The 23,179-nt window shown below is 41.3% G+C and carries 19 protein-coding genes; 14 read left to right on the top strand and 5 right to left on the bottom strand.

What is annotated here, in order from left to right; translation table 11 throughout:
- Positions 1–84 precede the first annotated feature (84 nt).
- A complete protein-coding gene (locus MTBBW1_RS22790; RefSeq protein ID WP_080807731.1) occupies positions 85–600 on the bottom strand; it encodes a cob(I)yrinic acid a,c-diamide adenosyltransferase in 516 nt (171 codons plus the stop codon).
- Positions 601–728: 128 nt separating this feature from the next.
- On the opposite strand from MTBBW1_RS22790, the gene MTBBW1_RS22795 reads away from it, so the two are divergent.
- The 12 genes from MTBBW1_RS22795 to MTBBW1_RS22860 all read left to right on the top strand — a co-directional run bounded on the left by MTBBW1_RS22795 (position 729) and on the right by MTBBW1_RS22860 (position 15,869).
- Positions 729–2,327, top strand: coding sequence for a M18 family aminopeptidase (locus MTBBW1_RS22795; RefSeq protein ID WP_080807734.1), 1,599 nt, complete (start codon positions 729–731; stop codon positions 2,325–2,327).
- Between the two features lie 107 nt (positions 2,328–2,434).
- Positions 2,435–3,004, top strand: a complete 570-nt coding sequence (locus tag MTBBW1_RS22800; RefSeq protein ID WP_245809528.1) for an RsbRD N-terminal domain-containing protein — start codon at positions 2,435–2,437, stop codon at positions 3,002–3,004.
- Between the two features lie 91 nt (positions 3,005–3,095).
- Positions 3,096–4,103: a sulfate reduction electron transfer complex DsrMKJOP subunit DsrM gene (gene dsrM / locus MTBBW1_RS22805; protein ID WP_080807741.1), complete on the top strand. Its 1,008-nt coding sequence runs from the start codon at positions 3,096–3,098 to the stop codon at positions 4,101–4,103.
- A gap of 3 nt (positions 4,104–4,106) precedes the next feature.
- Complete coding sequence (gene dsrK / locus MTBBW1_RS22810) at positions 4,107–5,753, top strand: sulfate reduction electron transfer complex DsrMKJOP subunit DsrK (protein ID WP_080807744.1); 1,647 nt, start codon at positions 4,107–4,109, stop codon at positions 5,751–5,753.
- Complete coding sequence (dsrJ, locus tag MTBBW1_RS22815) at positions 5,746–6,141, top strand: sulfate reduction electron transfer complex DsrMKJOP subunit DsrJ (RefSeq protein ID WP_080807747.1); 396 nt, start codon at positions 5,746–5,748, stop codon at positions 6,139–6,141. Before dsrK ends, dsrJ begins: the two co-directional genes overlap by 8 nt.
- Positions 6,138–6,971, top strand: coding sequence for a sulfate reduction electron transfer complex DsrMKJOP subunit DsrO (dsrO, locus tag MTBBW1_RS22820; protein WP_080807750.1), 834 nt, complete (start codon positions 6,138–6,140; stop codon positions 6,969–6,971). Before dsrJ ends, dsrO begins: the two co-directional genes overlap by 4 nt.
- Before the next feature lie 12 nt (positions 6,972–6,983).
- A complete protein-coding gene (dsrP, locus tag MTBBW1_RS22825; RefSeq protein WP_080807753.1) occupies positions 6,984–8,141 on the top strand; it encodes a sulfate reduction electron transfer complex DsrMKJOP subunit DsrP in 1,158 nt (385 codons plus the stop codon).
- A gap of 621 nt (positions 8,142–8,762) precedes the next feature.
- A complete protein-coding gene (locus tag MTBBW1_RS22835) occupies positions 8,763–8,999 on the top strand; it encodes a HypC/HybG/HupF family hydrogenase formation chaperone (RefSeq protein ID WP_080807759.1) in 237 nt (78 codons plus the stop codon).
- Between the two features lie 386 nt (positions 9,000–9,385).
- Positions 9,386–11,995: a carbamoyltransferase HypF gene (locus tag MTBBW1_RS22840; protein ID WP_080807762.1), complete on the top strand. Its 2,610-nt coding sequence runs from the start codon at positions 9,386–9,388 to the stop codon at positions 11,993–11,995.
- Positions 11,996–12,010: 15 nt separating this feature from the next.
- Positions 12,011–13,183, top strand: a complete 1,173-nt coding sequence (hypD, locus tag MTBBW1_RS22845; protein ID WP_080807765.1) for a hydrogenase formation protein HypD — start codon at positions 12,011–12,013, stop codon at positions 13,181–13,183.
- A 308-nt stretch (positions 13,184–13,491) separates the two neighbouring features.
- Positions 13,492–14,550, top strand: coding sequence for a hydrogenase expression/formation protein HypE (hypE, locus tag MTBBW1_RS22850; RefSeq protein ID WP_080807767.1), 1,059 nt, complete (start codon positions 13,492–13,494; stop codon positions 14,548–14,550).
- 455 nt (positions 14,551–15,005) lie between these two features.
- Entirely contained in the window at positions 15,006–15,869 is an 864-nt protein-coding gene (locus MTBBW1_RS22860) for a YitT family protein (RefSeq protein WP_080807773.1), read from the top strand.
- 242 nt (positions 15,870–16,111) lie between these two features.
- Here MTBBW1_RS22860 and hysD read toward each other — a convergent pair whose 3' ends face one another.
- From hysD to hysB, 3 genes are all read right to left on the bottom strand, one after another.
- Positions 16,112–16,585 (bottom strand): NiFeSe hydrogenase maturation protease, encoded by a 474-nt coding sequence (gene hysD / locus MTBBW1_RS22865; protein ID WP_080807916.1) that lies wholly within the window; start codon positions 16,583–16,585, stop codon positions 16,112–16,114.
- A gap of 274 nt (positions 16,586–16,859) precedes the next feature.
- Positions 16,860–18,383 carry a NiFeSe hydrogenase large subunit HysA gene (hysA, locus tag MTBBW1_RS22870; protein WP_080807777.1) on the bottom strand — a complete coding sequence of 508 codons (1,524 nt, stop codon included), beginning with the start codon at positions 18,381–18,383 and terminating at the stop codon, positions 16,860–16,862.
- A 269-nt stretch (positions 18,384–18,652) separates the two neighbouring features.
- The gene (gene hysB, locus MTBBW1_RS22875) at positions 18,653–19,609 is read right to left on the bottom strand and encodes a hydrogenase small subunit (RefSeq protein ID WP_483863766.1); all 957 of its coding nucleotides are present in this window, start codon (positions 19,607–19,609) and stop codon (positions 18,653–18,655) included.
- 514 nt (positions 19,610–20,123) lie between these two features.
- Between hysB and MTBBW1_RS22880 the strand changes: the two genes are divergently transcribed.
- Complete coding sequence (locus MTBBW1_RS22880) at positions 20,124–20,444, top strand: YhbY family RNA-binding protein (protein ID WP_245809529.1); 321 nt, start codon at positions 20,124–20,126, stop codon at positions 20,442–20,444.
- 228 nt (positions 20,445–20,672) lie between these two features.
- On the opposite strand, the gene MTBBW1_RS22885 is transcribed toward MTBBW1_RS22880, so the two are convergent.
- Positions 20,673–21,176 carry a PilZ domain-containing protein gene (locus MTBBW1_RS22885; protein WP_080807790.1) on the bottom strand — a complete coding sequence of 168 codons (504 nt, stop codon included), beginning with the start codon at positions 21,174–21,176 and terminating at the stop codon, positions 20,673–20,675.
- A gap of 845 nt (positions 21,177–22,021) precedes the next feature.
- On the opposite strand from MTBBW1_RS22885, the gene MTBBW1_RS22890 reads away from it, so the two are divergent.
- On the top strand, positions 22,022–22,876 hold the full coding sequence (locus MTBBW1_RS22890; RefSeq protein WP_186441652.1) for a DegV family protein: 855 nt from the start codon (positions 22,022–22,024) through the stop codon (positions 22,874–22,876).
- Positions 22,877–23,179: the final 303 nt, after the last annotated feature.

Below are 23,179 nucleotides of genomic sequence, written 5' to 3' on the forward strand. Positions count from 1 at the left end.
AAGCTATAGATGTCGATTTTAAGTACTTTGGGGACAGATTTTTTGTGCCTGTCCCCATTTTGTTTAATTTTGTTGGGTAGCAGATTATTTTTCAATACCTGTTCTTGCCTTTACTCCCATTTGGTAGTAGTGCTTTATTTCGGTCATTTCAGTTACAAGATCTGCTCTTTCAATCATGGCAGGAGTGGCTCCTCTTCCTGTTATAACAAGCTCCACATGATCAGCTTTGGTGTCAAAGAGTTTTATCATCTCATCTTCAGATATAATATTGAAAAAAACTGCAATGTTTCCTTCGTCCATTACAACAAGATTGTGCTCACCATTTTTGAGTATGCTTGCAATTCGTTCATATCCTTTTCGGCCGGCTTCAATATCTTCATCTGATGGGTTGCCTCTAACAAATTTTCCAAGCCCGAACTGCTCGATAGTTATCTGCTCCGGAAAACGCTTAAGCATGGTTATTTCGGAATAGTCCCCCTGTTTGAGAAACTGTCCCATAAATATTTTTCCTCCGGCACCAAGCTGCCTTAATATTAATCCCAGGGCAGCGGTGGTTTTACCCTTTCCGTTGCCAGTATAAATTTGAACGTATCCTTGCATTGGTTTTTTTGCCTCCTTGGAATGTTTGTGTGCTGAAAATGAAGTTTTTTCAAAAAATATGATAGCATACTTTCAGAGTTTATTATAAAGAAAAAGGAAACTCAAAAAAGCAGCGAAAGGAAAAAATAATGAACCTTGAAAAATATAATGAAGATCTCTTCCGATTTCTTAATAGCTCTCCAACTTCTTTTCACGCGGTTTTCAATATGGCAAAATTTCTTTCCGCAAAAGGCTTTGTCCGTCTCAATGAGGGAAAACCGTGGAAAATTAAAAAGGATTCAAGGTACTATGTGGTTAGAAATGACGGTGGTATAATTGCTTTTTATACAGGTGAAAACCAGCCATGGGAAACTGGCATGAGGCTGTGCGGGGCACATACAGATAGTCCGGCGCTTAAGGTTAAACCCTTTCCGGAGACAGATGCATCCGGTATCACAAGCCTGGGGGTTGAAGTATATGGCGGAGCACTTCTTAACAGTTGGTTTGACAGAGGGCTTAATCTTGCAGGTAGGATTACAGCCCTTTGCCTTGATAGTGATCATAAAGATGTTCTATCCACCTATCTTGTAAATTTTAACAAGCCTCTTGCAGTTATTCCCTCGCTTCCAATACATCTTGACAGGGATGCAAACAATAAAAGACACCTTAACCCCCAGGTGGATATGCGGCCTGTTGTCTATATAAATAGCACAGGAAGTAAAATTGTTAATAGAATGGCAGGAAGCTTGGAATTTGATCTACAAAAGAGGGGTGGGAACATTAATCAATCTGTGGTGGAAAGCTCCTTGCCTGATCTAAAAGATAGTGAATTATCCCATGCCGGAAAACATTCAGAAATTTCTTCAGTTGCTGCTTTGCCTGATAGGAATTGCGGTAATGATTTTTCAATGGAGCAGGGGGAACCATCTGCTTCAGATGGCAGTTTTATCGAGTTTCAGGGATCTGTTTATCGAGAAAGAACCATTGCACCATGTAAACCATTTAAGAGACTTCTTTTGGAACAGGCAATAATGGAGAATCCCAACAGCCACATAAAGGAAGTTTTGGGTTTTGACATGTTTTTTACAGATGTGCAGGAACCTTTTTATACAGGTTTCAGACAAGAGATGATTTCAGCACCAAGGCTTGATAATCTTCTCTCATGTCATGCTGGCCTTAAAAGCATAGTTCGTGCCCAGGGACCTGCATTGAGCATCCTTTTTTGTGCCGATCATGAAGAGGTGGGCAGTGAGACTTTGGGAGGGGCAAGAGGAAGTTTTCTGAATTCTGTTCTTTCACGTCTTATTCCCGACAGTGAAAAACGTTTCATGGCTTCAGCAAAATCCTTCATGATATCCCTTGATAATGCCCATGCCCATCATCCAGCCCATGGAGAGCGCTACGATTCATTGCACCCTGTGCAGCTTAATCAGGGGCCTGTCCTTAAAACAAATGCTTCCATGCGTTATGCATCAGACAGCGAATCATCGGCTTTTTTCAAGCACCTTTGCAACAGAGCAGGCATTGCGTACCAGACCTTTGTGATGCGAAGTGACATGCCCTGCGGCAGTACCATTGGCCCCGCTGTTTCATCATCCACAGGCATCAGGACAGTTGATGTCGGAGCACCCACATTGGGCATGCATGCCATACGCGAGATTACAGGAACAGAAGACCCTTTCATGCTCTTTTTGATGCTCAATGAGTTGTTTTCAATGGCAGACCAACCGCTTTTATCCTTGACATAAAATGGCAGTATGGTTATATCGCTTAAGTTAACAGAAGAGCAAAGTGCTGTTTTTTACGTGATTCTCTTTTTTAAATCTTCAATTTTTTGTGGGGAATGAAATATCTGATGGAAATTGACAAGCAGCTTGACCAGGCAAGAGAAATAATTCTAAACAAATGGTTTGATGCCACTATCCACTCATATCCCCAGGATACAGCAAGGATATTTGCTAAGTCCAGTAACCGCTTTGATAATCCAGTGGGTAGTGCAACAAGACAGAGCCTTGATGCAGCTCTGGGCTTGATTGTTGATTCCCTATCAACATATAGAGAATTGTTGCAGAAAAATGGTTCAGCTTTACCTGAAATTGATGAAAATGCTTTGGAAGAGGCACTTGACTCTGTCATCCGCATCCGTGCTGTACAAAGCTTTTCAGCATCTATGGCTGTTGAATTTGTATTTGAATTGAAAACCATTTTAAAATCCGTACTGGAAAATCCTGTGAATGAGGTTATCTACAATCTTGTTGACAAGGTTGCACTTGCGGCATTTAACAGGTTTATGAAATGTAGGGAAGATATATTCCTTTTAAGGGCAAATGAAGCCAAACGGCGTATTCACAGAGCCTTTGAAAGGGCAGGTTTAGTAACAGAGCTGGCTGAAGAGGAACTCTCTCCGGCTCGAACAAATCTTTAATCAGGTCACGTTGCTGAAAACTCTGACTGCAAGTAATCATTGGTGGATTGAGTACTCAGTGGTGGCCTAAAACGTGTGAGGTGGTTGGAATATGAATCAAAAGTACATGTTACCCCTGGCAGGAGTATTCCTGCTGTTTCTGCTGGCATATGCAGGGGTCGAGGGAGCCGGACTTCAATGGTTCTTCGGGATTGTGATTCCCTATCTCGCGGTAATTGCCTTTATATGGGGCTTTGTGAACCGCGTCATGGGATGGGCAGCCTCGGCCGTTCCCTTCAGGATTCCCACAACCTGCGGACAGCAGAAATCGCTTCCGTGGATCAAACAGAACTGCATTGACAACCCTGACAAAGCATCAGGTGTTTTCATCCGCATGCTTCTGGAAATTTTCCTTTTCAGATCCCTGTTCAGGAATACAAAGGCTGCTTTCAACAGGAATGAAAAGAACAAGCTTACATACTCATGGGAAATTTTCCTCTGGGTTGGAGCTTTGGCATTCCATTATGCCTTTCTTGTGGTGATTGTAAGGCATCTGAGGTTTTTCCTTGAACCTGTGCCAGCATGTCTGACATTTCTGGAGTTCATGGACGGTATTGTTCAGATCGGCTTGCCGGGTATATTTATTTCAGGGATTGTTCTGCTTTTTGCAGCTCTCTTTCTTCTTGCCAGAAGAATATTTGATGCCAAGGTCAGCTACATCTCCCTTGCAGCAGACTATTTTCCCCTTTTTCTTATCATCGGTATTGCCGTAACAGGCATTGCAATGAGATATTTTACAAAGGTGGATATCGTAGGCATCAAGGAGTTTACCATGGGGCTTGTCACATTCCATCCGGTTATTCCTGCAGGGGTTGGCGGACTCTTTTATGCCCATGTTTTCATGGTCAGCCTACTTTTTGCCTATTTTCCAATGAGCAAGCTGATGCACATGGGCGGCATATTTCTGAGCCCCACAAGAAACATGGCCAACAATACCCGGGCAAAGAGACATGTGAACCCCTGGAACTATGCAGTGGATGTTCATACCTATGAACACTATGAGGATCACTTCAGAGAAAAAATGATCGAAGCTGGACTTCCAGTGGACAAGAAGGAGTAATCAATGTCTGACGAACTTAAACCCGATGAACTATTGGACAAGATAGATCATACCCCTTCCGGCGGAGACTGGATGGACTCAACCGTCCAGATAAGACCCGGAATGTACTGCTATGCTGCCAAACCAGAAAGTGTGCAGACACTGGGACTGCCCAATGCCAGGGCATGGAACCCGGTTGAAGATGACTGGAAACTGCCTGAAAACTGGCAGGAGATCATCCATAACGGTATCAAGGAAAGACTTGAAAGATTCAGAACCTTCAAGATTTTTATGGATATCTGCGTAAGGTGTGGTGCATGCGCTGACAAGTGCCACTTTTTCCTTGGTACAGGTGACCCGAAAAATATGCCTGTACTGAGAGCTGAGCTTTTGAGATCTGTTTACAGAAATGATTTTACAGCAGCGGCAAGACTTCTTAAGTTTCTCCCAGGCGGTGACCGCCTTGCAGGTGGCCGACCAATGACTCTTGATGTGCTAAAAGAGTGGTGGTACTACTTTTTTCAGTGTACAGAGTGCCGTCGTTGTTCTGTGTTTTGCCCATATGGTATTGATACTGCTGAAATTACCATAATGGGGCGTGAGCTTCTAAACCTTCTTGGCCTTAACATTGACTGGATTGCAACTCCTGTTTCCAACTGTTATCAGACAGGAAACCATCTTGGAATACAGCCACACGCCTTTAAGGATATGCTTGAATTTTTCACAGAAGATATTGAAGAGATAACAGGTGTCAATGTTGAGCCACAGTTTAATAAAAAGGGTGCAGATATTCTTTTTATTACACCTTCTGGTGACGTATTTGCCGATCCTGGTACATACACCTGCCAGGGATATTTGATTCTGTTTAAGTATCTCAAGGATAAATATGGCCTTGATGTCACATGGAGTACCTATGCCTCAGAGGGTGGAAATTTTGGTTTCTTTACATCCCATGAGACCATGAAGCGCCTTAATGCCAAAATGTATGCTGAGGCAAGACGACTTGGTGTAAAGTGGATTCTTGGTGGTGAGTGCGGGCACATGTGGAGAGTTATCCATCAATATATGGATACCATGAATGGGCCTGCTGATTTCCTTGAAGAGCCGGTGAACCCCATTACAGGAACCAAATTTGAGAATGCCAAATCCACAAAGATGGTTCATATAACAGAGTTTACTGCTGACTTGATCAAACATGGAAAACTTGAGCTTGACAAGAGCAGAAATGCAAACCGCATAATGACCTTCCATGACTCATGTAACCCCTCAAGGGGTATGGGACTTCTGGAAGAGCCAAGATATGTAATCAAAAATGTTTGTGATAACTTCTTTGAGATGCCTGAAAACACCATCCGAGAACAGACATTCTGCTGTGGCAGCGGTGCAGGGCTCAATGCAGGTGAAAACATTGAACTTCGAATGGCGGGAGGTCTTCCACGGGCCAATGCTGTTAAATATGTTCATGAAAAATTCGGTGTAAATACCCTTGGAACCATATGCGCAATTGACCGTGCTGCTCTTTCCACCTTGATGGAGTACTGGGTGCCGGAAGTGGAAGTTTACGGAATCCATGAGCTTGTTGGAAATGCCCTGATTCTGCCGGGTGAACATGAAAGAGAGATGGATCTCAGGATGGAGCCTTTACCCGGCAAGGAGGATGAAGATGAGTAAAAATGCAATCATCGCAGGACTGGTGGTGTTTGTTGCGGCGGCCCTCTTTCCCTTCTGGTTTAACATTGGAGGAACCAATGCCGCACCGGAGATTGAGCTGTCAGAAAAAGCCAAGGCTGCAAAACAGTGCGTTCTGGATAAATATGACATGAGAGCCAACCACATGTCCCTTCTTGATGAGTGGAGGGATTCGGTTGTAAGGGATGCTGATAGAATGTACAAGAGTACCAATGGAAAGGATTTTGGTATGAGTCTTTCCACAGGCGAGAATTCATGTCTTGGATGTCACACAGACAAGGCAAAATTTTGCGATCGCTGCCACACATACGCCTCGGTTACTCCCTATTGCTGGGAGTGCCATACAGATCCCAAGGAGGTAACCCAATGAAAAAGAGCAGAAGAAGCTTTCTTAAGGCAGCAGGAGTATCTGCGGTCGCCATTGGTGCAGCTCCTGCAATAAAGGCGGTTGCTGTTGCGTCAGGTGGTGCTGCAACCAATGCATCTGCTGCTGTAAAATCCCGAAAAACCGAAGCACTTTCCGCACATCGGTGGGGTATGGTCATAGATACAAGTAAAATTACAGAAGAGGTTGCAGAGGCAGTTGTTGAGGCATGCCGAAAAGCTCATAATATTCCGGATTTTAACCATGAACCTGATCAGGAAAAGTATCCAGACACCCGCCCTGTTGATCATAAACAGGAGATCAAGTGGATCTGGGAGGAGCATTACCAGCATGCATTTCCCGAGATGGAAGACGAGTTTCTTGCTGAAAAATTCAGACAACTCCCTTTTCTTGTGACCTGTAATCACTGCAAAAATGCACCCTGCGTTCAGGCTTGTCCCACAAAAGCTACTTTTAAGCGGGAAGACGGCATTGTGCTTATGGATTTTCATCGTTGCATCGGATGTCGATTCTGCATGGCTGCCTGTCCATTTGGCTCCAGAAGTTTTAATTTCAGGGATCCAAGACCCTTTATTTCGGAGTTTAATCCCGATTTCCCCACCCGTTCAAAAGGAGTTGTGGAAAAGTGTAATCTCTGTGCCGAGCGCCTTGCAAAAGGTTTGCAGCCCGCATGTGTGGAAGCCTCTGAAGGGGCAATTGTCGTTGGGGATCTGGAGGATCCGGAATCCGAGGTCAGAGCACTTCTGAACGAAAACTATGCAATCCGACGTAAACAGGAGCTTGGAACCGAGCCTTCTGTTTATTATGTCATGTAAGAGGGGCCAAGTATGCTTGAAATAGCGATTAAAGGAAGCAAAAAATACTGGATATGGCTGGGGGCGCTGCTCACGGTCATGGCAGTTGCTTTTGCCGTCTATATAGACCAGTTTGTTAACGGTCTGATGATCACCGGCATGAGCCGTGATGTATCCTGGGGATTCTACATTGCCAACTTCACCTTTCTTGTCGGTGTTGCCGCCGGAGGAGTTATGGTGGTGATTCCCTATTATCTCCATGATTATGAGCGCTTTCACAGGATCACCATCCTTGGTGAGTTTCTGGCGGTAGCTTCATTGATAATGTGTCTTATGTTCATTGTAGCTGACCTGGGTCAACCCACAAGAATGCTCAATGTTCTTCTTTATCCTACACCCAATTCCATGCTTTTCTGGGATATGTGTGTGCTCAATGGTTACCTTTTCCTTAATATTGTCATCGGGTGGAAGGTACTTGAGGCCGAAAGAAACCAGATCCAGCCACCTACATGGACAAAGCCTTTGATATACCTTTCCATTCCATTTGCCATTGGTATCCATACAGTAACAGCATATCTTTACTGCGGACTTCCAGGCAGAGGATTCTGGCTGACTGCCATTCTGGCTCCAAGATTTTTGGCATCTGCGTTTGCCGCAGGCCCTTCATTCCTCATTCTTCTTTGCTACATTGTGAGGAAAACAACCAAATTTGATCCAGGTTGGGAAGCAATACAGACATTGTCAAAGATTGTATGCTATGCACTTATTGCCAATGTTTTCTTCTTTTTCTGTGAAGTCTTTGTTGTCTTCTACAGCAAGATTCCGGGTCACATGGCACACATAAAGTACCTTTTCTTTGGCTTACATGGACACGGTGCTCTTGTTCCATGGATGTGGACTTCAATGATTCTGATGTTCATGGGTATTGGATTGCTTGTTGTTCCAAAGTTCAGAAGCAATGAAACACTTTTGCCATTTACCTGCATTCTGATATTTATCGGTACCTGGATTGATAAAAGCCTTGGAATGATCTCAGGCGGTTTTGTTCCTAATCCGCTTCACCATGTTACAGAGTATGCACCAACTTTTAAAGAAGTTGTTATAAGCCTTGGTGTTCTTGCAACTGGTCTGCTCATTCTTACTGTTCTTTTCAAACTTGCCACCACGGTTAAGGAAGAGGTCAGGGGGTAAGGCTTTCTAAAGAGGGGGCAGAGGGAAAGTTATTGCTGTCTTATTATTAATAATCTTGAAACCTTTTCTTTATTAGATTAATAATTAAGGGTATCTGTTAATTCAGGTACCCTTTTTTTATGTGTACCTTTTTTTTATGTGTACCTTTTTTGCACTTTAAGGCATCATTCATATCTTCCCGAAAATACTTAGTGTGACAATAGATGTGTTGTTGCCATGCTCGGAAGTGGCGAAACCTCCGCCATAACCCTTTACCGCTGAATTGGATACAAATTTGAATATTCGGGGGTGGCTAAAAATACGTCATCTCCGTTTACACTTTTTTGTGAGAGATTCCCGCCACTCAGAGTTTTCTATCCGGAAAGTATAAACTGGGAAATGAAGCATAAAAATTGAATGACATTAGATAAACACACAAAAAGGATATATAAGAGATGCAACGAAAAATTGAGGATATAACTACAGAATTAATTAGATTACCAAAAAGAGATCGCCTGGAAATAGTAAATTTTCTTCTTTTTCTTGATAATCGGTCTTTAGATTCTGATGAGACTGATGCATATTGGGAAAGGGACGATAAGTTCTTAATTTTTATTGGGGTAAGGAGATTATAAATAAATCATGTGTCTTGCAGTGCCTTCCAGAATAATTGAGATAAATAATAACGTTGCGACAGTTGATGTTGATGGTGTAAAGCGTGAGGCAAGCCTAATGCTTCTTGATGATGCAGTTATAGGAGACTATGTCATTGTGCATGCCGGATTTGCCATCAGTAAAGTTGATGAAACAGCAGCAGAACAAACTCTTCAGGATATGCGGAACATGCTTGCATTTGCAGATCAGCAGCAGCCGGAATGAAGAAATCAATAATATTTCTTTTAAAGTAACACAATTGGGCTGGATTTCCCATAAACCTTGCTTTTGCAACAGCTAAAATGGAAAATCCTGTTTTATTGCTTTGTCATCACTAAATTTTAGGGTTGCTTACTTTCGATAGGGCATTTTTTCATGACTTTTGGAGAGCGTTTCATTTGACTTTTGAAATTGATTCCCCTGAGTTTTTGCTTTGACAAAGCATTCTGTAATATAGCTTTCCAGAAAATCATTTTATTTTTTGGTCAAAAAAATGAATCCAGATAACAGATAGTTAGACCTTTCCATTATCAATTTAATTATCTGGAATACTATAGTAGAGGTTCGTCATAGATAATCCAGATATAAATTATAATCCAGATATAAATCAGGTGGTTACAAAGCAAATTGACATCAGCGGAGTTGTTCAGGGGGTGGGATTTCGTCCTTTTCTTTTTCGGATGGCTCATGGTCATAAATTGAACGGAGAGGTTTTTAATACTGCCCATGGAGTTACACTGATTCTTGAAGGCATTGAAAAAAAGATTGAGAAGTTTCTTAAGGAGATGATTCTCCGAAAACCACCGCTCTCAACTATTTTTGACATTAAAGAGACCTCCATTGGCTTTTCAGGTTATAAGGGCTTTGTTATTACACTGACACCAGAAGACTCAGAAAAGAGTTCCTCAAAATCTGCCCTGATTTCACCAGATGTATCCATCTGCTCTGATTGCCTCAAAGAGATGAATAACCCTGATGACAGGCGTTTTGCTTATCCTTTTATCAACTGCACCAACTGCGGTCCTCGTTATACCATTATCAAGGATATCCCCTATGACAGAGCAAAAACATCAATGAATCTCTTTCCCATGTGTCAGCGTTGCCAGGAAGAGTATGATGATCCCATGGACAGGCGCTTTCATGCACAGCCCAATGCCTGTCATGAATGTGGGCCACATGTCTTTTTTATGGAAAGCTCTTCTGTCAGTAAAACTTCTTCGGGTAGTCATGGCGAAAGGGCCATTGATGATGCTGCAAAGCTTTTAACAGAAGGAAAGATTCTTGCTCTTAAAGGTCTTGGTGGATTTCATCTTGCTGTGGATGCCCTTAATCCTGAAGCGGTTGCCACATTGCGACTTCGCAAGAAACGGCCACACAAACCATTTGCCCTTATGGTGAAATCTGTTGAAACTGCTTCCAGGCTTGTTCAAATATCTTCTGAAGATAAAACCATACTGGAATCCCATGCCCGTCCCATACTGTTGCTGAGGAAAAATGTGGTTCAGGCTCAGAATCATTGCTACCAACAGCCATGTCAATTGCAACATTTTCCATGTCAGACGCAATCTCTGCACTCATCACTTGATATGTGTCAAAATACTCCATTTGAATATATTGATTTCGGACAAACTTTTTATGAGAAAATCATCTCAGCACAGCAGGAAATAGCACCGGACAATGCATATATTGGTATAATGTTGCCATATACGCCACTTCATGCTCTTTTACTCGACAAGTCACCCTCAATTTTGGTGATGACAAGCGGTAACAGAAGTGGAGAACCTCTCTCCATTGACAACCAGGATGCTCTTGATGCATTTTCCCATATTGCAGACGGTTTTTTGCTCCATAATCGTGATATCTATTTTCGGGCAGATGATTCCATCATGCAGAGGCAGTGTGGACAATCACGTTTTATAAGACGTTCAAGGGGATATGCACCACTTCCAATTTATTTGAAAACGCCTGTTTTAAAACCTGTACTTGCATGTGGGGGCGGTCTGAAAAGTACGATCTGTCTTGCAGAAGGAGAGAGGGCATTTCTCAGTCCCCACATTGGAGATCTTGATAACGAAAAAGTTTTTGCATTTTACAGAAAAAGCATTGTCCATTTGAAGCAGATACTTGATATTGAGCCTGAGATTATTATTCATGATCTTCATCCCGGGTATATGAGCACCAAGTTTGCAAAGAACTACTATGAATATATTCAACAGGAAAACAAGGTTCGGATTGCCGCTGTACAGCACCACCATGCACATGCATTGTCCTGCATGGCGGAAAATGGTTTGGAAGGAGAGGTGATTGCTGTTACCCTTGATGGTACAGGACTTGGAACAGACAGGCACATATGGGGTGGAGAAGTGCTTTTGTGCAGCAGAGGTGGCTTTCAGAGAAAAGCCCATCTTGCATATTTGCCAATGCCTGGAGGAGATGCTGCCGTACATGAGCCATGGCGCATGGCTATATCATATCTTTACGCTGCATTTGGTGATGATCTTTTTTTTCTTGAAATTCCCTTTCTTCAAAAAGTTGATAATAACAAGATTAAATTTATTATTCAGATGATTAAAAAAAAGCTCAATACCCCTTTGACTTCAAGTTGTGGCCGTTTGTTTGACGCTGTGGCATCACTTCTTTTACTTTGTCAGAAGGTCTCATTTGAGGGGCAGGCAGCAATGGCTCTGGAATCACACAGTGCGACGATCAATGAAAAATTATATCCTTCATATCCATTTGAAATTATTGATAGTAATAGCCATTTGTCCCCTTGTTCAAGGAACTCTTTCAACCATGGAAAAAGTGAAGGGGCTTTCCAGGAAAAAGTTCTTCACGATAATAAAAATCATGATGCCGTTGCTAATCACAATATGCTTTCGGAGAGTTTTGGTATGATGTTTCAGATTAATACTCTACCTCTTGTTAAAGCCATTATTATGGATATTCTTGAAGGAAAACCCCGTTACCAGATAGCTACAAGATTTCACATGACAATAATAGATTTATTTGTTGCATCTGTTCTCAGAATTCGTCATGAAACAGGGGTAAATAAGGTTGTTCTCAGCGGAGGTGTGTTTCACAATACTTTTATACTCTCTGGCATGGTAGGGTTCCTTGAAAAGGAGAAGATGAGAGTTTATACACACAAAAAAGTGCCTTGCGGGGATGGTGGAATTGCATTGGGGCAGATCATTGCCGCAGATGCTCTGGTTAACCAATGAGAGAAGGAAAGGAAAATGTCACTTAAATTTGTTCATGAATATAGGGATGGTTCGCTTGCAAAGCAATTGATTGCAGCAATTCACGGGGTCAAAGGGGCGTGGATGGAAGGGGAACCTTTAAAAGTTGAATCTCTGCCAGATAATCCCAAAGATCATGTGCAGAAGCCTGTAAGGAAGAAACGCCGTTTAAGATTGATGGAGGTTTGCGGCACCCACACAATGTCCATTTTCCGGCATGGGATACCAAGCGTGCTGCCTCGGGGGATCGAGCTTCTCTCCGGTCCTGGATGTCCTGTGTGTGTTACCGCTCAACAGGATATTGACGCCTTTGTTGAGTTGGCTCTTCAAAAAAATGTTATTGTTACAACATTTGGAGATCTTATGAGGGTTCCGGGAAGATCATCCTCTCTTCAGCAGGAAAAGGCCGGTGGCCGAGAAGTCAGGATTGTCTATTCCGTTTTTGATGCTCTGAAAACAGCACAGCAGAACCCTGACAGGGAGATTGTTTTTTGTGCCGTTGGCTTTGAAACAACAATCCCCACAGTGGCTGCGGCCATTTTAATGGCAGACGAGCAGCAGATAGAAAATTTTTCCATACATTGTGCCCATAAAATAACACCACCGGCGCTTGCTGCACTTATGGAAACTCCGGAAGTATCCATTGACGGGTTTCTTCTGCCTGGTCACGTTTCTGTCATAACAGGTACTGATGGTTACAAGGAGGTTTTCCAGCGCTATCAGGTACCTTCTGTAATAGCCGGCTTTGAGCCTGTGGATATTTTAAGGGGGATTTATATGCTGGTGTTGCAAAATCACTCTGGATATCCCCTGCTTGAGAATGCCTATGAAAGGGCAGTTTCAAAGGAAGGCAACCCAAAGGCCCGTCAGATGATGGCACAGGTTTTTGATACAGTGGATGCAGTATGGAGGGGGATTGGAACAATTCCCTTGAGTGGAATGGTATTAAAAGAAAAATACATACACTTCGATGCATTGAAAAAATTTGATATTTCACCTGTGGAAACTCCGGAGCCAGCGGGGTGTGCCTGTGGAGAAATTCTCATGGGATTAAAAACACCATTGCAGTGTGCGTTGTACGGAAAAAAATGCACTCCTGTTCATCCGGTTGGTCCCTGTATGGTTTCAAGTGAGGGGGCATGTGCAGCTCATTATAAATATATGGTATAAGAATGGCATCTTTCCTTTGTCGGTTTACACTTTTTTTGAACCATGATTTTAATGATTAAGGGATTACCTTGATTTTTAATTGTGTTAATCCTTAAATCCTTTAATCATGGTTCAGAATTTTTCGAAAAGTGTAAACTAATTTTGAGTTGATATGAAAGATCTCATAAGAATTTTCATTTTCTATCCTGTAAAAACATGTCCATTTTGTCTCTTGTAAAAGCAGGTGCTTATGGAAAAAACACCCCCAAAGGGCGCGAAGTTCACTGCTCATATGATTTGATTATAGATATTTAGAAGGTTTTTTTGATATGGATGATAAAAATGTATTACTGGATCACGGCAGTGGTGGAAAAATTGCCCATTCAATGCTGACAAAGATGATTCTTCCTTTGTTTGATAATCCGCTGCTTGCAAAAATGGATGACAGTGCTGTTCTGGATTTAAGCGGTATCAGGGTCTCTTTTTCAACAGATTCCTATGTTGTTGACCCAATTTTTTTTCCAGGGGGCAACATTGGAGATCTGGCAGTTAATGGCACGGTAAATGATATTTCCATGTGCGGCGGAGACCCTTTATATATAAGCGTTGCTTTGATTCTTGAGGAGGGCTTTGCAAAAGCTGAATTGAGTCGGATTCTTGAAAGTATGGGAGAGGCAGCAAAAAGGGCAGGGGTTATGGTTGTCACAGGAGACACAAAGGTGTTGCCAAGGGGTAAGGTGGACAAGATATTTATCAATACTTCAGGTGTGGGTATAATTCCGGAAGGGATAAATTTGTCCGGAAGCAATGCAAGCCCTGGAGACAAAGTGATTGTAAGCGGAACCATTGCCGATCATGGGATTACAATATTGAGCTCCAGAGAGGGGCTTGGCATATCACCGGGTGTACAAAGTGACAGTGCTCCATTAAACGGAATGGTAAAATCCATTCTTAATGCAGTACCTTATGGAACAGTTCATGTGCTTCGTGATCCCACCCGTGGAGGTGTTGCCACAACTTTAAATGAAATTGCATCCCAATCTAATGTAACGATAAGAATCAAGGAGGAGGCCATTCCTGTCAAGGATGCTGTGAGGGGAACATGCGAGCTTCTTGGCTTTGATCCTCTATATGTTGCCAATGAGGGCAAGCTTCTGGCAATTGTTTCTCCCGAGGTGGCAGAGGATGTTCTCAGAGTTGTCCGTTCCCATGAATCAGGAAGGGATGCATCTGTAATTGGTGAAGTTTACAGCATTGAGGATGCATCTTGCTTAGTATCTCTTTCCGGGGCCAATTATTCTAAAGGTTCAGTTATCCTTGAGACTGTTATTGGCGGGGCAAGAGTTGTTGATATGTTGACAGGAGAGCAGCTTCCGAGAATCTGTTGAACAGATATGGTAAAACTGTGGTATCCTGCGCATCCTTCATATCATGCATAAAGTACTTTACACTTTCCGGAACAGGCTACCAGAAAAACCGGCATTGTGTTCAGGAAAATGTAAACTGGCAAATGAAAGATGCCGTATCTGACACAAAAAAAGAGTTATCCCGGAATTTGGCATGCTTCATAATAACTTTACACTTTCTGAAATAAAACTACGTTTTCAGGGTGTTCCCTCAAAAATATTGTAAAGTACTTTTGTGGGGATATGCAGTATGCTATAGCAGTATGCACTGAATTTTTGAGAGATTATCAAAAAAATATGATAGAAGGGGCGAAAAAACTTGACTTTGAAACTCATATAACGATATAGGCAGCTTTTTTTTACGCGGGAAAGAGTGATGCCTGTTCCTCTGGAAAAGGTATCATCAACTTAACCAGCCTTTCAAAAGGGTTAAAAAAATGAGTGCTGAAAAAAAACATTTGATATCTTCGGTTTTCTGGAATCTTCTGCTTTTGTCCGCAGGATCAGTTGTCTGTGCCATAGGACTTAATTCCATTGTTATTCCAAAGGGGTTCGTAACCGGAGGTTTATCAGGTGTATGTCTGCTGATTTATTACCTTACAGGTACGCTCTCTCCTGCTATGTGGTATTTTATCATAAATATTCCGGTATTTATTCTGGGATGGGTTTTTATAAGCAGAAGGTTTTTCTTTTACAGCCTGTATGGGATGATTGCATTTTCACTATCCCTTCAGCTGCTTAATATCGGGTTTGAAATAAATGACTCCTTTCTTGCGATTCTTGCAGGAGGGGCAATAATGGGGGCAGGAGCTGGTATTGCACTTCATTCCCTGGGATCCCTGGGAGGAATGGATATTGTTTCAATTTTTTTGAATCAAAAATTTGGCATAAGAATAGGTACATTTCTTTTTGCCTTTAATATGCTCTTGTTTGTTTTTAGTTTTGGTACCCTTGATACTGATTTGGTGCTCTATTCCATAGCCTTAAGTTTTGTGACATCCCAGGTGCTTGACCACACATTGACAATGTTTAATCAGAGAAAGATGATTCTTATTATCTCAAGGAAGAATGACGAAATCGCAAAACTGATAAATGATCGTCTTGGTCGTGGGGCAACATTTCTGCATGGTACCGGAGCCTACAGTGGTGAGGATAAAAAAATAATACTTACCATCGTTCACAATTATCAACTGAAGCGGGTTGAAGAGATGGTTTTCTCCATTGACCCTGATTCATTTCTTATTACCGAAAATACTTTTAATGTGCTTGGAAAAGGCTTTTCAAAGGCTAATAAATACTGATGTTCTATTGGCTCAAAATCGACATCTTATTGCTTTTTAACCAATTGTTGAATTTGTCTGAATCAGGATAACCAGGATGAAAAGGATGCTCAGGAAAAATAATCCTGCCTCATCCTGTTAATGTTGGTTAGGAATGGGTTTTAAATAACGTGCCCATTTATTTCTGGGAGCACGGACGTCTCGCCAGCTTAGTGTAAATCAGAATGGGAAAGTTATTCCGTACTCATTCCTTATCCTGACTGTTAATTTGATAGAAGGGTATTGATTTCCTGACGTGCAAGTTTAACATATTCAGGAAAAATCGTCTCAAGGGTTGGGGTGAGCTTCATATCCCAGTTGATTTTTTCAGGTTCAATTCCGAGTACATGAAGTTCTGGAGCTTTGCCTGATATCATTTTTGCCATGCCAAGGGAATCAAGAAGATCAATGTCATGAAGGGAAAGAGTCTGTTTCTCATTCTGTCGGAGATCACTTTCTGTCAGACGGTAGATCGTACCCGGAGTGTTGCCGCCCTTGACGATATCCAGAACCAAAATTTTTTCGTACTCAACAAAAAGATAGAATATATCCTGTGTGAATGTTCCGCCGTCAACAAGATCAATGGACTCATCCGGCCATTGGTCTTTTTCCTTCAGAAGTTCGTGGAGAGCATGGACACCTATACCCTCGTCCATCATCAGGATATTTCCTACCCCAAGCACGAGTAATTTTTTCATATAGAGAAACACCATTATTTTGGGGCATCCTTCTAATAGCCGCCAAAGTAGTTTACACTTTTTTGAGGATGCTCCCGAAAATCGGGAATCCTGTTTCCAAGAAGTGTAAAGTGGGAAATGAAGGATGCCTATTTTGGGTGGTATTCTAAACCTGTGTTTGGTTTTTTATCCAATGGAACAACAGGTTTTTTACAACACCTTAATTTTTGTGCTCTGTGGGACACAGCTAAATTATCCCCCAGAGCACTATTTTTTATTTTACTCTCTTTGACTCTTACAGTGGCAGTTCAACGATGTTTCTTCTGCCGGTTTCTGCGTGCAGCACGTGCACGGCACAGCCCAGTCAGGGGTCAAAGGATCGTATGAGCCTTCCCACATTAACAGGATTCTCAACATCAGGTACAGGAACGCCTATAAGGGCCTGCTCTATCGGGCCTCTTTGCCCCATGTCATCCATTGGGTTGGCATTCCATATTGTTGCTGATGTGATCTGGTAGTTACTGATCACACTGTTTTTTATGTCAATGTAGTGAAGAAGTGCACCACGGGGGGCTTCTGTGAGTCCAAGTCCTTCTGCGCTTTCTGGAATTGGCGCAGGAACAAAGGTTTCTGCTCCTGGCTTAGCCTCGGAGAGCCACTGTTCAACAGCCTGTGCAACCATAAGTGTCTCTTCTGCCCTTGCCACATGTCTGCCCAAAATTGAAAAAGCTGCATCTCCTATGTCACGCATCTTTTTAACTCCAAGGGCATTCTGGCCAGTTTTGGACAACTCTGGATTTGTGACCCACATTCTGGCAAGAGGGCCACCTTCATGTGGTTTGCCATCATATCGTGGGGCTTTGATAAAACTGTATGCACCAGCTTTTTCAGGATCCGGAACTGTTTTGCCCTGATTTGGGGGAAGTCCTGTGGTTGCATCATCAAAGAATGAGTATTTTACATACTCTTTGATTTTTGCAGGATCAAATGTGGAGTCTTTGCCATCTGTATATGCTCCGGCTTTGAGCAGGGTATTTGTGCCGCTGTTATCCATGGGAAATACGCCAAATGCGATGCAGTTTTTGTGGCCTGAGCCGGTTTTCAGCAGGTCTCCATATGGGCCAGCAAGCAGATAGACCAGGGGAAGGTATTTTTCTTCCACAAATTTTCTTACAATTTTGAATCTTTCAGCATAGGCATTTAGTTTTTCGCGGGTTGGAATTTCAGTGGTACCGCCAACCACAATACCCTGTACATGGGGCATTTTGCCGCCAAGAAGAGCTACCATTTCGTGGCATACTTTGCGGATTTCCAGAGCCTCAAGGTATTGTCCTACACCTATGTCATTGGTGGCTTTATCCAGACGTATATCATTTTTTTTGTATCTTGGAATAAAAGGTGCCACATCCGGGCCGTTTACGTAGTCCAGTGCAGCAAGGTGATAAAAATGGAGAATGTGGGATTGCAGATAGTTTGCGCCAAGAATAAGATTGCGGGCTATTCTGCCGTTGTCAGTCAGTTTTACATTGAATGCATCATCCAGTGCAAGGCTTGAGGCCGTTGCATGGGCGGTGGGGCATACGCCACATATTCTCTGGACAATCTGGGAGGCATCTCTGGGGTCTCTGCCTTTCAGGATGGTTTCAAAACCCCTGAACATGCCGCCGGAGCATTTTGCATCCACGACTTTGCCGCCATCTACTTCCACTTCAACTTTAAGGTGGCCTTCAATCCTGGTAACCGGATCAATGGCAACCTTTATTTTTTTCCCTGTAGCTGCTGTGGCCACAGGTACAGCTTGTGGGGTACAACCTGACATATAGTTCTCCTTATAGAAAAGGGTTCTCTTACAATGATCAAAGCAGTTTTGTCTGTAAATGTTTTTACGATTGTTTTTATTGCGTTTGTTGTATCATGCTATATGTATGTGTTATGCTATATATGGAGCATAATACGTAAGTATAAGTGTAAAAACAATTCAGTAAAAAGCTTTTGGATGAATTTCTGCACAGCTTTTGTCAGAGTCAGACTAAATTTTATCAACTCTTTCAAAATGCTTCTATTTTAGATTAACAGATGGAATCAACGTTATGCACTTTCATAGAAAGGAGAAGATGAATCAGGGAATCCAGGCTCAACGCAGCCTATACATACTGCATTTTCAACACACCAGTTCATTCCGCTGTTCCATTTTCTTCTAAAGCAGTCAGCATATGTGTCAGGGCCTTTACAGCCTATTTCCATTCTACATCCTTTTTTCATTGTAAATGTCTTGCTGTAGATATCCTCGTCAAAATATTCCAGATAGGGACAATTTTCATGGATGTTTTCTCCAAAGAAGAGTAGAGGACGTCCATTTTCGTCAAGCTCTGGAATTCCTTTGGTGAGAAGATGAGCTATTGAGCCTACAATCCAGTCAGGATGAGGAGGGCAGCCCGGAATATTTACCACAGGAGTTTTGATTTCAAATTTTTCAAAGACCCCTGTGACTCCAGTGGCCTGGGTCAGGTTGCCTTCAGCAGCCGGAATACCACCATAAGCAGCGCAGGTACCCACAGCAAGAACGCTTCCTGCCATCTCCCCAAGCTCCTTTGTCAAATCCAGCATTGTGATCTCTTTGTGATTCATTTCACCGCATATGCAGTATTTACCGTTGGCTGCCAAAGGTATGGAACCTTCCACTACAAGTGAAAATTTGCCTTTATACTCTTTTGCGACGCGATACATATTTTCAAGAGCTGTCTCACCTTCGCAAGCCATTACAGTGGGATGGTATTGTAAGCTTATGATATCCAGCAGAATAGTCTTTATTGTTGGTTCAACGCTGTTAAGAAGCGATACTGAACAGCCTGTACATCCTTGTCCCTGTATCCATAGCACAGGGTGATTTTCAAGACCTTTTTCCAAGGCGGAAATAAGAGCAGGGTTGAAAATCTGTGAAAGACCAATGCCTGCTGCAGTTCCAGTCAGGCCTTTTAGAAAGGAACGTCTGGATATGCCTGTGCTTGGCAGTTGCTTATCCTGCAACAAATCGTTGTTTTTCAATGGCACCTCCTTGATGCGGTTAAAAGTCAATAATAAAAGTGACATCTGTTTTTTTGGGGTTTACAAATTTGATAGTTAATACAAGAAAAATGAGTTCATCTTTTGAGATCATTAAAAATTGAGGATGTGGTTTTGAATATCTACACTTTTTCCCAAAAGAAGACTGCAAAATTCAAAATATTAACAGTATCGGTAGATTGATGCCACAAAAATCAATCAATGGATTAATTATGTTGATTAAATCCTGTTGTTTTATTATAAAACACCAACGGTAAATAGATATTGGTTAATTGCCTGTTTTATAAAGGAATGTAAAATTTCACTGTTTGTTGTATAAATTGGAGCTGTTATTGATATGCCTGATCTTTAATATGACGAGTATAGAATAACAGAATAATGGGTGTCAATAGATTCTTTGCAATGCAGACACGCCTAACCGTTTTAATGACGATGCAGGGATATTTTGATTTCCTTCACTTCAGGAGATTCGTCAATTTGGTAAAAAAATATGATTTTGGAAAGGGAAAATATTGTGTTTCTGAAAGGTGCCCAGAGGAAGTACCTGAGAGGACTTGCTCATAACTATAATCCTGCCGCATTTGTAGGGCATAAGGGAATAACGGATTCTCTGATTAATGAGATCAATGATGCTCTTGAGGCTTGTGAGTTGATTAAAGTTAAATTTGTTGATTTCAAGGAACGCAAGATCAAAAGCATGATGGCCCTGGATATCGCTGAGAAGACAGATTCTCATCTCGCCGGATTAATAGGGCATGTTGCGTTTTATTATCGACAGCATAAAGATCAGGGTAAGCGGAAAATAGTACTTCCATGAATATGTCCTCATAATTATACTTTTTGGATTAAAATTCCTGAAAAACAGCCATGCATTCCGGAAATTGTAAAGCGGGGAGTAAAAGATTACGAAAGATGGGAAGCATATTTATAACAAGTGTGTCTGTGAAATGTAACTTGTTGAAATTATTGAACCTGGTATTTTAAAAATAAAACAGCAGGTTCAATTAAAAACACTGTTTGGGTAAAGCAGACTCTGCTGAGTCCCTTATGATAAGCTATTACCTTTCATGCTACTCAGCTCTTCTTCAATGGCAACACATTCAAATGCTGATAGGTCGCGAAACTGTACAGCTACGCCATCTGATTCAATTCTTATTATTGTGCCGGATAGTTTAAAGGGTTTTTTGTCGTCATTTATCAAAAAAACCATGGAAACTTTTTGTCCAACGTTAAATTTCCCCTGTTTGTTTGTCTTTATAAACAATCCCCCAGCACTGATATCCTTTGTTATCTCCTTGTAAAGGTTTCCACCTCCTACAAATTCGATGGGAACCATGACATCTTTTCTTTCGTATGCTCTCTCTTCAAATACTGTAACTTCTGGGACAGTGTCTGTGTCAGGTTTTTTAGCTTCAGCAACACTCTGATCTTCTTGAACCGGCGTCTGTGTAAGCCACCCCTCTGATATTTTATACAGTTCTTCCTGCTTCTCATAGGAAAGTCGATTAATATTAACAATTAATTTGGTCAGTAAGTTGGGTATTGGCATTTTTAACTCGTCTGCTCCGGTATTGGCATGTTAAAAATTTGATTTTTTAGTACTGATCTATATTGCTTTAATTGATTAATTGGAAAGTGTCAATTAATAAAGGAAAAAAATAACATGATTCTGATTTCGTCTTTTCTTTACCTAAAATTGGAAAAAATTTTTATAACATATTGTAATTGTTAAGCTATTCTCTTGTTCTTCTGATTTGTGCAGATTTTTTGAAGTCAATAAAATCAACGGTTTATCAAAAAAAGATTAATATGGTTTGTAATAAAAATAATATTCTTCTTGATATATTAGAGATAATGCATTATCAGAAATATAGCTGTAAGTGAGCTTTGATTTGGGATAGTTCTGATATCTGTCACTTTTAGCTCTCCCATTCAGAAAGCCCTACCTTTTTTTGATTATTTCACATGTGACACAGTGTAGCCCGCTTTTATTTATAGTGCAGTGCTTTGTCAAAGCTAAATATAAGGTGGTGTCCCAAATTCATTGAAATCTGATAAACGACTTCTCCGTCAAACATTTCTGGAGGGTCGGTCACAGATTTTCAGCTCTCGTCAGTTATAAGTTCATAGTATAGGAATTTCCATTTTTATCCTACAAAAGCAGTTTGATTATGGAAAAGCCCGCCCGAAGAGCGCTAAGTTCTGAAACATCTGGATAACAACCTGAAAAGTGTAAGTAATAACGTGCTTTTTGAATAATTATGAAGGGTGCCGAATTTCGATACAATAATATTTGAGTTGCATATAGCATATATAAACAGGCATGATTGATTGCGTATCAATCACCCCCTAAATATAAAAATGATAGTCATTTTTACGGTAAAAGGAGTGCTTGTGAAACGTCTGATTGTCACTGATAGTACCTCAGATCTGTCCCAGGAAATAATTGACGAGCTGAGGGTTCTGGTTTTACCTGTAAAGCTTATTCTTGATGGAGAAGTTTTTAAAGATAGAATAGATATAAAAATTGAGGATTTTTATGAGCGATATGACACATTTTCAACGATGTCAACGGCTGCTGTGCCTTATGAAGAGTTTGCATTGACATATCTGCAACTGACCCAGAAATATGATGAGATACTCTTTGTTCTCTGTTCAAGTTTACTGAGCAAAACATATGAAAATATTCTCAATGTTCACAATGATTTTAAAGACAAGCATAAATGCAGAATCGAAATTATTGACACAAAACAGTGTGGAATGGGACTTGGATTGATTGTTATTGAAGCTGCAAAAAAAATGGTTGAGGGTGAGACTTTTGAGGGGCTTGTTGCACACATTAATAAATCTGCTGGAGCTGTTTCCACCTATATGGCAATACCTACCTTGAAGTACCTCAAAAAAAGTAAAAGAATTGGTGGAATGAAAGCTTTTCTGGCTTCTGCAATAGGTGTCAGGCCAGTGCTTGGAATTGATGGTGGCAAACTTGTTGTCAAGACAAAGTTGTTTGGCAAGCAGAAAAATCTTCTGCTTGCTCTTATTGAGACATTGAAAAACGATATTGGCACAGAGCCAGTTACCCTTGCCCTTTCCCACGCACAAGATAAAACTTATGTTCAGAATTTGATTTCGACTTTTAATGCAACATTCAGGTGTCGAAAGATTTATGTTACCTATTTCGGGCCTTCCATAGGAATCAATACAGGGCCAGAAACCATGGGGGTAACTTTTTTAAAACATTCTGGTTGATTTGTATTTAAAAAACAGAGGTTTTTTAATCCGAATTTTATTGTTGACAAGCAATATAGGTTTTGATAGCAGATAATTTTTGATATTTAAGCTTATGAATCTGTATTATGGACAATATTTTAAAGTCTCCGTAAGTGGTTGTTTTAAAAGAGACTTTCAACTCTTCGAATGTGGCAGAAACCCGCCATGTACGTTATTGAGAATTAAGAGCTAAGTAATTGGGTTTAATTAACTTACCTAAACTGCCCCTCCCAAGTATGTAAAATGTGGCTGTGGGGGCGAGGTGAATGGGTAAGTTATTAA

The sequence above is a fragment of the Desulfamplus magnetovallimortis genome (assembly GCF_900170035.1).
In the GTDB taxonomy this organism is placed as follows: domain Bacteria; phylum Desulfobacterota; class Desulfobacteria; order Desulfobacterales; family Desulfobacteraceae; genus Desulfamplus; species Desulfamplus magnetovallimortis.